The 12,438-nt window shown below is 26.9% G+C and carries 10 protein-coding genes and 4 tRNA genes; 2 read left to right on the forward strand and 12 right to left on the reverse strand.

The window, feature by feature from the left end:
• Nucleotides 1-64: 64 nt before the first annotated feature.
• Complete coding sequence (locus AAHF53_RS03960) at nucleotides 65-1,126, forward strand: hypothetical protein (protein ID WP_342189549.1); 1,062 nt, start codon at nucleotides 65-67, stop codon at nucleotides 1,124-1,126.
• 51 nt (nucleotides 1,127-1,177) lie between these two features.
• On the opposite strand, the gene AAHF53_RS03965 is transcribed toward AAHF53_RS03960, so the two are convergent.
• The 4 genes from AAHF53_RS03965 to AAHF53_RS03980 form a co-directional block, all read right to left on the reverse strand.
• Nucleotides 1,178-1,254, reverse strand: a tRNA-Met gene (locus tag AAHF53_RS03965).
• Nucleotides 1,255-1,259: 5 nt separating this feature from the next.
• Nucleotides 1,260-1,336 (reverse strand) — tRNA-Pro (locus AAHF53_RS03970).
• Nucleotides 1,337-1,349: 13 nt separating this feature from the next.
• Nucleotides 1,350-1,426, reverse strand: a tRNA-Arg gene (locus AAHF53_RS03975).
• A 163-nt stretch (nucleotides 1,427-1,589) separates the two neighbouring features.
• Nucleotides 1,590-1,666: transfer RNA gene (locus AAHF53_RS03980), tRNA-Cys, on the reverse strand.
• A gap of 779 nt (nucleotides 1,667-2,445) precedes the next feature.
• On the opposite strand from AAHF53_RS03980, the gene AAHF53_RS03985 reads away from it, so the two are divergent.
• Nucleotides 2,446-2,784 (forward strand): hypothetical protein, encoded by a 339-nt coding sequence (locus tag AAHF53_RS03985; protein ID WP_342189550.1) that lies wholly within the window; start codon nucleotides 2,446-2,448, stop codon nucleotides 2,782-2,784.
• A gap of 275 nt (nucleotides 2,785-3,059) precedes the next feature.
• Here the strand turns inward: AAHF53_RS03985 and AAHF53_RS03990 are convergent, their stop codons facing one another.
• The 8 genes from AAHF53_RS03990 to AAHF53_RS04025 all read right to left on the reverse strand — a co-directional run bounded on the left by AAHF53_RS03990 (nucleotide 3,060) and on the right by AAHF53_RS04025 (nucleotide 12,368).
• Complete coding sequence (locus AAHF53_RS03990) at nucleotides 3,060-5,468, reverse strand: extracellular solute-binding protein (protein WP_342189551.1); 2,409 nt, start codon at nucleotides 5,466-5,468, stop codon at nucleotides 3,060-3,062.
• Nucleotides 5,461-6,417, reverse strand: a complete 957-nt coding sequence (gene potB / locus AAHF53_RS03995; protein ID WP_342189552.1) for a spermidine/putrescine ABC transporter permease — start codon at nucleotides 6,415-6,417, stop codon at nucleotides 5,461-5,463. Before potB ends, AAHF53_RS03990 begins: the two co-directional genes overlap by 8 nt.
• 1 nt (nucleotide 6,418) lies before the next feature.
• On the reverse strand, nucleotides 6,419-7,468 hold the full coding sequence (potA, locus tag AAHF53_RS04000; protein ID WP_425289529.1) for a spermidine/putrescine ABC transporter ATP-binding protein: 1,050 nt from the start codon (nucleotides 7,466-7,468) through the stop codon (nucleotides 6,419-6,421).
• Nucleotides 7,469-7,515: 47 nt separating this feature from the next.
• Nucleotides 7,516-8,055 carry a helix-turn-helix domain-containing protein gene (locus tag AAHF53_RS04005; RefSeq protein ID WP_338968031.1) on the reverse strand — a complete coding sequence of 180 codons (540 nt, stop codon included), beginning with the start codon at nucleotides 8,053-8,055 and terminating at the stop codon, nucleotides 7,516-7,518.
• A 198-nt stretch (nucleotides 8,056-8,253) separates the two neighbouring features.
• Complete coding sequence (locus AAHF53_RS04010; protein ID WP_342189554.1) at nucleotides 8,254-9,222, reverse strand: ankyrin repeat domain-containing protein; 969 nt, start codon at nucleotides 9,220-9,222, stop codon at nucleotides 8,254-8,256.
• Between the two features lie 169 nt (nucleotides 9,223-9,391).
• Nucleotides 9,392-9,778 (reverse strand): ankyrin repeat domain-containing protein, encoded by a 387-nt coding sequence (locus AAHF53_RS04015; protein WP_342189555.1) that lies wholly within the window; start codon nucleotides 9,776-9,778, stop codon nucleotides 9,392-9,394.
• Nucleotides 9,714-11,234: an ankyrin repeat domain-containing protein gene (locus tag AAHF53_RS04020; protein WP_342189556.1), complete on the reverse strand. Its 1,521-nt coding sequence runs from the start codon at nucleotides 11,232-11,234 to the stop codon at nucleotides 9,714-9,716. Before AAHF53_RS04020 ends, AAHF53_RS04015 begins: the two co-directional genes overlap by 65 nt.
• A gap of 102 nt (nucleotides 11,235-11,336) precedes the next feature.
• Nucleotides 11,337-12,368 carry an ankyrin repeat domain-containing protein gene (locus AAHF53_RS04025; RefSeq protein WP_342189557.1) on the reverse strand — a complete coding sequence of 344 codons (1,032 nt, stop codon included), beginning with the start codon at nucleotides 12,366-12,368 and terminating at the stop codon, nucleotides 11,337-11,339.
• Between the last annotated feature and the right edge of the window lie 70 nt (nucleotides 12,369-12,438).

The following is a 12,438-nucleotide window of genomic DNA, read 5'->3' on the forward strand; positions in this document are numbered from 1 at the left end:
CTTTTATTTTTATTACTATTAATAGATAATAAGATTAACGATAGTAAACGAGAGGTGGCAAATTATGACTAACGAACAACTTAAAATATATGGTAATCCATCTCAAAAAATGAATGCAATTCTTGAAATTCACCAACAACTAAAAGAAATTTTTAAAAATTTTCAGTTTAATAATGAAAAAGATTGTATTGAAATTTTATTAGATGAAGAATGCTCTTGAAATACAACAATTGATGTTAAAAATGAAATTACATTTTATATTACTCACAAAACAATAACGACTTCTAATGTCCTATTAATGTGTTATGAATGATACCATTGAGAAATGCCATCTAGTGGTTATCGCTTTACAAAACGCCAAATAAGTCAATTTAAACAAGATTTTCCACGCTGAAAGGATGCTAAATACTTTCTTTTTAGTAAAGCAATTAAACACTTCATTACTCAAAAATGAGATTTAATAGACAAAAATGATTTCTACTTTGATTTAGGATTTATTTTATTTAAACAAATTTTTCCCGGCTTTCATCTCAGGTTAATTCCAACCTTTCGTTATTTTCATTTTGATAATTATTCACTTCGTAGTAAAAAGACATATTTAGAAGGTATTTTTTATCGTCTAAGAAGTCGTGATTTTTATACTCGTTTCCCACAAATTGAAATAATAAACATTCAAGAAAAAAATAAAATCACTAATACTTATTATTTGCAAACTTTACGACTAGTTAAATGGTTATACTACCAAATGTCAATGAAAAATAATCATCTTGCCAATAGTCACTTTAACATTCCCTTAAATAAATATTATCTCTTTGATTACTTATTATATCCTGTATATTATAAATACTTTTTAAAAGATAATCCCTTACAACGATGCTTTGATGTTATTAGAGAAGTATTACAAAGAATCATTATCAAATATGACAGCATTTATCTTCCTAACAATTTAATTGCCTTTTGAGAATTAGAAATTGATAATGAAGAACTTCAATATACTCTTGAACACTTACTAGAATATATTAACGAACATTATTCGGAAGAGCACGCTTATGAAGAAATTTATGAAGAAGTACAAAACTTTGTTGAATATATGGAAAGTTTAGAACCAAAAGAAAAGAAACACTAAAAAACGACTTTATTTTTTAAATAAAGTCGTTTTCAAACTGAAAACATAACTTGGTAGCGAGAGAGAGACTTGAACTCTCGACCTTTCGGGTATGAACCGAACACTCTAACCAACTGAGCTATCTCGCCAAATATGGTCGGGAAGATAGGATTCGAACCTACGACCTCTCGGTCCCAAACCGAGCGCTCTACCAAGCTAAGCTACTTCCCGTATTAAAATAAAATGGTGCGCCCAACAGGAGTTGAACCCGCAACCTCTTGATCCGTAGTCAAGCACTCTGTCCAATTGAGCTATGGGCGCCTATGGTGTCATTAAATAACAAAGTTATTATATATTATTACCGCTCTGTTGACAACAAAAATTTCATATTTCATAACTTTAATTAGTAATATCACAAATTATTTTTTATTACCTATTGGTTAATTAAAAAAATCACTTAACTGTGATTTTACTTAATATCTTATGGAGGCACTGATCGGATTCGAACCGATAATCAAGGAGTTGCAGTCCAATGCCTTAAACCAGTTTGGCCACAGTGCCATATATACAATAAATATTATTACACATTAATTATAAAACTACAATAATATTTTATTAAAAACTGTAGAAACCACAGATGTTTAGTACCTTTGGTTTTTATAAATTATTTAGGGTATATTCTTTTGGCAATAATATTTTGTTTTGAATGCGAAAAATTTATAAATTAAAGGGCGCATAAAGTTTTGTTAGGTGGGTAAAGATTTGAATAATTTTGAAAGAAAAGCAACTAAAAATTTATTACCTTTTTACTTGAAAAATAATTAATAAAACAAAATATTTAATATTAACAAACATATTCTTAATAAAAGGTTATAAAAACTAAGTAAAATGCTTATAAAAACAACATTAAAATAATTTTTTACAACAAAAATCATACATAAGAAATATATACTTAATTTGCATATTGAAATAATTTATAGTAAATGACTATTTTTTCTTTTTTAAAAAATACCTAAGAAAACTAAACGCGACCAAATTAAATTCTAGGTAGAATTTTTAAAAAAAAAGAATACAATATAATTCTGACATTAAAAAATGATAAATTATTAGTTTAATTTTACTAATTTTAATAAGGATTTTTATTATTATTTCAATATCAATATATCAAGAAAAAAATCAACTCCAAATGAATTGAAACAAATAACAATTCTTTTAAATTATCATCCATTATTGTCAATGCTAATCTAAATGAATTTATAACTGAGGAATTAAAAGATCCAACAGAACAACAAATCAAAGAAAAAGTAAAACAATTAAATCCGCAATTAGATATTAATAAAATGAAAATTGACAATATTACTAATAACAGTGCAAATATTAGTATAATTGGTTTTAGTGGTATAAAAACTATTAACTTTACAGTTGATAAATCTTTTGATATAAAAACAAAAATTACTAATACTAATTTAGGTTCAATATTAACTGATGGATTTACTTTACCAACAGAACAACAAATCAAAGAAAAAGTAAAACAATTAAATCCACAATTAGATATTAATAAAATTAAAATTGAAAATATTACTAATAACAATGCAAAAATTAGTTCACTTAATTCAGCTATTTATACTGGCACAGTAACAGTTAATTATAGTGTTTCAATAAACTCACTTAATTGATAATTATCAACCAAATATTTTAAAACTAAAAAAAGACTGAATTTTATTTCAGTCTTTTTTTAAATTAGATTAAAATTATCGTTAACCTTGCTTAGTTTAAGAAAATCATAGCAACAACAACTAAATAAAACTCTTGTACTAGGAACATCATAAAAAAACCAAGCAAGCGAGGATAAATCTTTAATCTGCAATTTTTTTACTTTGAAATTTAATTAATAAGCTATTTTAAAAAAATAAATAAAGGAATGACAAATTTGTTAATTGTCATTCCTGATAATCTAATAACCACCTAAACCAGCACTTATTACCCGTGTATAGGAATCAGTAATTTCCTTAATAAATTTATTTTGAAAACCAGCATCAGCAGTTTGAATATCAGTAACTCAGTGACCATTAATAAAATTAGCAACTGGTAAATAAATACTAGCAACAGATTTATACTCATCATTAACAATATCTTGTGTATCTTTAAACAAAGGCGTATTATAACCAAATTCTAATGATAACTCTGTTTGTACTTTATCTTGTAAAACAAATTGTAAAAACTTATATGCTAAATCCTTATTAGAACTATGTTTAGTAATCATCGCCACATCAGCTCAAACATTTGTTCCTTGCGGTGTTAAAACATCTAGATTAGATATTCCTGTTGTCGAATCAATCTTTGGAATTGCTTTTCGTGGTCGCACACTTTTAAAATTACGATCACGAATATTTTGATTTTTATCATAAAACGAAGCAACAGCATCACCATTATACATTACGGCAATATCAAATAAACGACTAGACTCCGGATCATATGGTGCTGAAAGACTATTAACAATTTCATCACTTTGTAAAGTAACATTATTCTTGTAATCAACAATTAATTCTTTTAATAATTTTGTTGCAAATTCAACATCTTCTTTTCTTTCAGGATTAACTGTTTGATTAATTCTTTGAAATGCTAAACCATATAAACTACGAAAATCACTTAATGCAAAAACATTTTTACCTTCTCGGGCAGCTTGTCATATTAATTCTCATGATACTGTTGTCGGATTTAAATATTCCTCTTTTTTTTCATCATTAGTAGTTAAAATTTCAACACCTTTTTCAATTAATCAATTTTTAGTTTCTGGTTTTTCAAAGTTCAATAATATTGTTAAATCACCTCAAAAATAAGGAACAGCATAATCACTTAATAATCCCTTTTCTGTTTTATAACCAGCAGCAGAAATTACTTTTTTAATACCACAATCAAGATAAGCTCATAAACTATCTACTGGCTTGGTACCATCTAAATCTGAACAACTATTCCCACTAGAAACTTGATCATTACCAATTGGCATTAAGCGACTTCAATCCAATTTTTCAACCTTATTTTCAGCAATAAGTCTTGAAGCCATATAATCAGAAGGAACAATAACATCATAATCAGTAGTAAACATCTTATTATATAAAACTTCATTCTTATCATAAGTTTCTACTTTCATCTTAATGTTATGTGCCGTTTCAAATCTTTCCACAACCGAACTATTAATATATTCTCCTCAAATTCCTAATTTAAAATCATAAAGATTATTTTGCACATAAACAAATGTTAAAGCTCCTAATGAGGTAAAACTTAATGCCACAATAATAATTGCTCGCCAAGGTCAACGAACTAATCAATAATATTTCTCTCTTCTTTTCTCACTAATTCGTTCTTGTCGTTTATCGCGACGAATAATTTGTGCTTTTTTTGATTTAATTCATAACTTTTCTTTATCTACTTTAATTTCTAAATGAAAAATTTTTCGTTTTAATTTTAAAATATTAAGATTTTTTACAAGATTAAGATTATTTAACTGCAAATATAACTGCAATAGTTTTCTTTCACTATTAATAATAATTTTAGCCCGATATTTTTCTGTTAAAATTTTATGATTTCGTGACTTAATCTGCGTACTAATAATGGTATAACAATTTCAACTTAAAACTAAAATCGCCACAATTGAAATTAATATTGTGCCAAAAGCATTAACAACCGGCGTTAGTCGTTTTAAAGTATAAATATATGTAGCAACATTAGTTACATTGCCACCTGTGAAATAAGAAATAATAAAATCATCAAACGACATCGCAAAAGAAATAACACTAGCAGCAACAATAGCGGGTCAAATTAAAGGTAAAATAACTTTTCTTAAAGTATATCTCGGACTAGCGCCTAAATCCAATGATGCTTCAATAATTGATGGGTGAACTCTTCTTAATCGTGGTAAAACCGTAATAATTACATAAGGAATATTAAAAGAAATATGTCCTAAAATTAAACTAAAAAGACCAAAGTTAAAACCTAAAGCCATAAATAACATCATTAACGATACCGCAGTAACAACATCAGCATTAATTAAAGGAATATTAGAAATATTTAATGTTAACGATTGCGTTACTTTTTTAGCTTTACTAATACCAATGGCAGCTAAAGTTCCAATAATAACTGAAACAATTGTTGCAATAACCGCTACTAACAAACTAGAAATAATTGATTCAAGAAACAACCGATCTTGAAAAAACTTTTCATATCAAGTTAACGAAAAATTACCATTAAAATGTGTTAAACTTCGCTCATCATTAAAAGAATAAAAAATTAAAATACTAATGGGCACATAAATAAATAATAATACTAAAAGTAAATAAGAACTTTTAAAGATTTTTTTAATCATTATTTCGTCCTACATTACCATAAATTCTTTTTCCTAATAAGCGCAACACAATAACTAATAATAAAATTATAAATCCTAAAAATACTGAAATTGCAGCTGCTAAACCAAAATTAGCACCTTGAAAAAAATATGCTTCAATAATAGAAGATATTAAAGTAATTTTTTCTTGTCCCATATACTTAACAACAATTAAACTTGTTGCCGCTTGTAATAACATAAAAATAATTCCGGTAATAATTCCTGGCATTGAATAACGAAAAGTAATTCTTCAAAATGTTTGATAAGGACTAGCACCTAAATCTTTGCTCGCTTCAATTCAACTACGATCCATTTTATCCAAACTATTAAATATAGGAATAATAACAAAAGGAATAAACATATAAATCATTCCAATAACGATTGCTATTGGTGTTCCTAGTAAATGCACATTAGTTATTCTTTCAATTAAATCAAACATTGTTTTTAAACCAATAGTTTTTACTAACATATTAATTCAAATTGGTAATGTTACTAATATTCAAATATTTTTTGATACTAATTTTGACTTTGAAAAAGCCATTAAATATGCTACGGGATAACCAATAAGAATGGCAAAAAATGTCGCCACAGTCGCATATAATAATGAACGACCTAATGATGCTAAAAATGATTGCTCATAAAAAAAACTTTTAAAATTATTTATTGTAAAATCAAAAATTAAAACATCATTAGTAGGACTAATTAGCGAATATAGTAAGAGAATAAAAAGTGGTGCAACAATCAATAATATCATTAAAATAACATAAGGAATCATTAATGGCACTCAACTATTATTACTTTTTTTAATAAAACGATTTTCCTTAATATTTTGTAAATTCTTTTTAAAATTTTCTCGTAGTCATTGAAACCGAATTTTGACATTATATGTTATCCGACTAAAAAAGTTATTTTTATCTTTATCTTTTTTCACCTTATTCAACCTCTTTTCACATTACATGAATGTCTTCTACTGACCACCTAACACCAACTTTTTTACCAACAATAACTGTATCTGTTGAATGCACCAAAAAATTTCGTTTTCGCGTTGCAATAACAATTTCTCAATAAACACCTTTAAAAGTTACACTCTTAACGGTACCACGAAAATATCCACTCTTTTCACCAACAATATCAATATCTTCCGGACGAATTACAATATCAATATTAGTTTCATTAGTACCATATCCTTTATCTAAACAACGAAAATCACGACCATCAAAATGAACTAAATTATCGTGAACAAATACTGCATTCTCAATAATATTTGATGCCCCAACAAATTTAGCTGTTCATTTATTTTCTGGTTCATTATAAATATTTTCTGGACTTCCTACTTGTTGAATTTGTCCTTCATTCATCACAACAATCCGATCAGACATTGTAAATGCTTCTTCTTGATCATGCGTTACTAAAATAAAAGTAATATCTAAATCATTTTGTAATCGTTTTAATTCTAACTGCATTTGTTGTCTTAATTTTAAATCTAAAGCTGCTAATGGTTCATCTAATAATAAAACTTTAGGTTTATTAACTAATGCTCTTGCAATTGCTACGCGTTGCTTTTGACCACCAGATAATTCATCAATATCCTTATCTTGAAAACCAACTAAATTAACTAATTCCAATGCTTCTAAAACTGCCTTTTTAATAACATCAATTTTTAATTTTTTAATTTTTAAACCATACGCAACATTTTCATAAACATTTAAATGCGGAAACAACGCATAATTTTGAAAAATTGTATTAATTTTGCGTTTATGAATTGGCACCCGAAGCATATTCTGACTTTCAAAAAGAATTTCACCACTATTAGGGTCATTAAAACCACCAATAATTCTTAAAGTAGTAGTTTTTCCACAACCACTCGGTCCCAATAAAGTAATAAATTCACCAGCTTTAATATTTAAACTAATTCCCTTTAAAACCACTTCACCAGAAAAATCTTTCGTAATATTTCGTAATTCTAAAATATTAGGTTTAATTACTGTATCAATCATTTTTTCATCACTCCTAAATAGTAAATATCTTTTTAAAACCTTGGTGGTGTTGTAATTCAAAGAACTTTACTGTCACCATTTAACATATTATTTTTTAAATAATGTTCTTCATTAACTTCTAAATGAAAAGCATCGCCCGCATTGGCAGTAATCTGTTTATTACCAACAATGACAACAACCCGACCAGTCAAAACTAATCCAAACACTTCCCCAATAAAAGGATTAACTTTTGGTGAACTTTTTCCTGCTTTTAATGTTATTAAAATTGGTTCCATATTATGAGCTTGACTCGTAGCAATAAGTCACTTAATATGATAATCCGTTTCTTCTAAAATTGACATCGCATCACTAGAAAATACATAACTTTTATTTTTTTCATCATCTTTAAAAAAATCACTTAAAGAACAATTCAATACCGAAATAATGTCTTGTAATGTTTCAATACTTGGTGATGTTAAATCTCGTTCCAATTGACTAATAAACCCCTTAGTTAATTCACATCGTTGTGCTAATTCATCAATTGTTAAATCTTGTTTTAACCGTAATGCTTTAATTTTCTTACCAATATCCATAAAACACCACCATTCTTTGTTTAGTATTAGTAAACATTAAGTTTAATTACAAAACGATTATATACGATTTTATCGTGATGTCAATTAAATTAACAAAGAAAAACTAAGAATTTTTAGATAATTCTTAGTTTATTTTTATTTATTTTAAATGATTAAAATCACTGTAAATATTTCTACAAATCGCAATTTTCTTATTTCCTAATAATCAGCAAACTGCTTTAGTTGCAATGAATCAATTCCAATATTAGCACCATTATCCAGCAAGAATTTAATGAATTCAATGTCACGATTTCATAATGCATAATAAAGTGGTGTCTTACCATCATTACCTTTAATATTAACATCAGCACCCCTAGCAATTAAAAATTTCATAACCTCAATGTTTTTTGCTTGATTTATTCCATAAAAAAATGGTGTATAACCCTCATTACTTTGGATATTAATATTAGCCCCCCTAGCAAGCAACAACTCAGTGATTGGAATATTCATAAGCTCTATTGCCCCAAAAATTGGCGACTCACCATCATCATTTTGAATATTTACATCCGCATCCCGATCCAACAACAATTCAATAATCGCCATTGATTGATTTTTTACAGCTCAAAAAAGTGGCGACTCGCCTTTATGATTTTTCATATTAATATTAGTACCATTATTAAGCAATAATTGAATTGCTTCAATATTTTTTCTTAGTACTTCAATATGAAGTAGCGTATTACCATAGTTATTTCAAAAATTACTATTTAACCTATAATTAATTAATATTTTCAATACCGGCAATGATTTATTAAATTCAATTTCTCGAAAACGATTTTCAATCGCTTCATTATTAATAAATATTGGGGCATTAATATTTAAATCTATTGGCGTATTTTCTAAAAATTCTCCAATTGCAATAATATCTTCACTAGCAATTAATTGTTCTAAACGATTAAGAATTTCATCTAATTGTTGTGCATTATAATTAGTTGCTAATGCTCTAATCCGATAATCAATGCGACGCATATAATTATCTAATTGTTCTTTTTCATCAGCGATATCTAACACTTTTTGTAATTCAACAAATTTCATTTTTAGACTTGTTAATTCAACAACCGAATAGTTGACATAATTACTAAATTCTTTTTCTATTGTTAATAATTGTTTTTGTAATCCTTGTGGTAACATTTACTTTCTCCTTTTAAATTAATTTAAAAATAACACCATCGGCGTTATTAGACTTTTTTAAACAGAACCCATTCCCAAACTGCGATAAGTTTTTTCAACTTAATAAAATAAAAATAACAAGTTAACAACAATATTTTATTTTTGTCATTACATCCATCCTTTTTAACTATTATTTAGTTAACAAATTAATAATTTCAATATATTGCTGTGTTTTTGCATAAGAAAGGGGCGAATAACCAAGATTAGTTTTAATGTTAACATTAGCACCACTAGCAAGCAACAATTTAATAATAGGAATATTTCTATTTCTTACTGCTTCAAAAAGTGGGGTCTCATCATCGTTAGTTTTAATATTAGCAACAGCACCCCGATCCAGCAACAATTTGACTCACTGAATATTTTCACTTCTTACCGCACAAAAAAGTGGGGTCTCACCGTATCTATTTTGAATATCAATATTCGCACCCCAATCCAACAACAATTGCATAACTCTAATATCTTTTTCCTCATACTGTATAATGAAGCGGGTAATTGCCATCATTATTGCAAATATCAATATCAGCACCTCAATCCAGCAACAATTCCATAACAGCAATATTTTCATCTCATACTGCATAAAAAAGTGGTGTATTATTATACTTATTTTTAATATTAATACTAGCACCTCAATCCAGCAACAATTCAATAATCGCCATTGATTGATTTTTTACAGCTCAAAAAAGTGGCGACTCCCCATACTCGTTTTGAGCATTAATATTAAAACCATAATTAATTAATATTTCTAATACTCGCAATGATTTATAAAAATTGATTTTTTGAAAACAATTTTTAATTTCTTCATTAATAAATATTGAAGCATTAATATTTAAATCTATTGGCTTATTTTCTAAAAACTCACTAATTGCTAAAATCTGACCACTATTAATTAGTTGTTCTAAATAATTAAAAATTTCCTTTAGTTCTTTTGCATTATAATTAGTTGCTAATGCTCTAATGCGATAATCAATCCGATCAATATAATTCGCCAATTGCTCTTTTTGTTTTTCCATTTGTTCAATACTAATCTTAATGTTATTTACCTTTTCACTAATATTATCAATGACACTAAATTCTAAGCAATATTTTGTTAAAATCGCAACTGCATTTTCAAGATTGACTTTTAATTCCTTTTGTAACGAAACTAATCTTACTCGTAAATTTGTTAACTCAGCAACAGAATAATTAACATAATTACCTAATTCTTTTCTTAATATTAATATTTTTTCTTCTAATTCTTGTGGACTAATATCTAATCCTTTAATCCGATAATCAATCTGGTTAATGATTTCAGGAATATTAGTTAAAGCAATAACAACTTCTTGTTTTCGTACTACCAATAATTGTATTTCATTAAGGACATTTTCTAACTCGGCACTACTAAATATAAGCTTTTGCTCGGCAATCTGATTAATATCATTATCTAATTGATTTTTAGATGCTTTTATTTGTTGAATACTAATCACAATATTATCCATTTGGCTATCAATATTGAATAATAAATTAAAACAAAATGATTCTTTTTGACAACAAATCGCTAATTGGTTTTGTAATTCAACAAGTCCTACTCGTAAATTTGTTAATTCATCAAGAGAATAATTAGCATGATTTCGTAATTCTTCTCTTATTATTAAAAATTGCTCTTCTAATAATTCTGGTAACTCAATTGATAATATTTTAATTCCATATTCAATCTCATCAATGTAATTATATAACTGCTCTTTTTGATTTGTTAATTCTTGAATACTATTCTTAATAGAATACTCGATTTTTGAACTCATATTTTGTAATAAACCAGATTTTAAGTAATATTCTGAAAAAAGCAAAACTGCTTTTTGACAATAAATACCTAATTCAGATTGTAATTCAATAAGTTTTAATTTTAAATTTGTTAATTCAACAAGAGAATAATTAGCATAATTACCAATTTTTTTTCTTACTATTAATGATTGTTCTTCTAATAATTCTGGTAACATTTACCTTCTCCTTTTTAAATTAATTTAAAAATAACGCCGTTTAAGTATTAAACTTTGCGTTATTAATCTTTTTTTATTGCAGACCATTCCCAAACTGCTATTCTACTTAGCACCCCGTTCCAACAACAATTCAATGACTTTAATGGTTTTATTTTTTTCTGCATAAAAAAGTGGCGTTCTACGAGCGCGATTTTGAATATTAATATCCGCACCATTATCCACCAACAATTTAACAAGTTCAATGTTTTCAATTTTTACGGCATAAAAAAGTGGCGTCTCATTCTGAGTATTTAAAATATTAATATCCGCACCATTATCCAACAAAAATCGTGCTAATGCCACATTTTTTGACAATACTGCTACAAAAAGACAACTCTCATTAAAACGCGTTTTAATATTAACATCAGCACCCCATTTCAGTAACAATTCAATAGCTCCAATAACCTTATCTTCTACTGCACAATAAAGTGGGGCATTACCGATACTATTTAGGGAATTAATATTAGCACCATTATCCAACAACAATTGGATTCTTTTAACACATCCGCTTTTTACCGCAATATGCAGTGAAGCATAACCGTACTCATTTAAAAAATTACTATTAAACCCATAATTAATTAATATTTCTAATACTTCCAATGATTTATGAAAATCAATTTTTTGAAAACGATTTTCACCGACTTTTTTAAAAATAAACATTGGCGAGTTAATATTCAAATCCATTGGGGTATTTTCTAAAAATTGTTTAATTGCTGAAATATCGCCACCATTAATTAATTGTTCTAAATCATTAAAAATTTGCTTTTGCTGTTCTTCGCAATAATTAATTGTTAATGCTTTCATCCGATAATCTATCCGGTCAATATAATTTGTCAATTTCTCTTTTTGGTTTGTTAATTCTTGCATCCGCGCCCCATTCTTATCGATTTCTAAACGAATTTCTTTTGATAAATCCGATATTAAAGTCTTTTGTATAAAAACAACAGTTTCTTTTGCACGATAAAAATCTAATTCTTCTTGTAAATTAATAAGTTCTCCTTTTAAAGTTTTTAATTCAGCAACAGAATAGTTGCAATAACTCTTAACTTCTATTATATTTTTTAATAATTTTTTTTCTAATAATTCTGGTAACATTTATCTTTCCTTTTTCAATTAATTTAAAAATAACGCCATCGGCGTTATTAATCATTTTTCAACAGAACCC

The organism is Spiroplasma endosymbiont of Dilophus febrilis, assembly GCF_964030685.1.
Classification (GTDB): Bacteria; Bacillota_I; Bacilli_A; order Mycoplasmatales; family Nriv7; genus Nriv7.